The sequence below is a fragment of the Haloarcula sp. Atlit-120R genome (assembly GCF_003665885.1).
Taxonomy (GTDB): domain Archaea; phylum Halobacteriota; class Halobacteria; order Halobacteriales; family Haloarculaceae; genus Haloarcula; species Haloarcula taiwanensis.
This window is the reverse complement of sequence record NZ_QPLN01000111.1, coordinates 1-441: the sequence shown is the minus strand read 5'-3', so window position 1 is coordinate 441 and position 441 is coordinate 1. Positions and strand designations below refer to the sequence as shown.

Below are 441 nucleotides of genomic sequence, written 5' to 3'. Positions count from 1 at the left end.
TTGTCGTCTATCTTCAGGAACGTGCTCACGCGGTCGCCGTCGACCGCCTTGTGGGCCGCGCCGACCGCCGCGAGCAGTTCGTCGATGTCGTCGGCCTCGATGACCGTCCCCATCGGGTTCGTCTCGTAAGACACCTCGACGTCGTCGAGGGCCGCGACGGCCTTGGCGACCTCGCCCGACATGCTCCCTTCGACGACCGGTGCGACGCTCAACATGGCGATGACTGTCATGGCCGAACCAACGCGTCACGCGGTAGTAAAACGGGGTGACCTGTCGGCCGAATCGACGACGGAACCGACGAGGCTATCCCCTCGAACAGCCACAGATTCCGATATGTTCCAGAGCGAACTCACTCGGATGGCGCTCGTCGCGGGAGCGAACGTCGCCGGCGGGGTGACTCTCGGCTCGGCCATCGGCGGAGCGGTCGGCTACGCGGTGGAG

At 65.8% G+C, this 441-nt stretch carries 1 protein-coding gene; it reads right to left on the bottom strand.

Going from position 1 to position 441, the window contains the following annotated elements; translation table 11 throughout:
• Positions 1–230 (bottom strand): thiamine-binding protein (locus DVK01_RS21465; protein WP_121538863.1); only part of this gene is annotated, 230 nt, incomplete at its 3' end.
• Positions 231–441 lie beyond the last annotated feature (211 nt).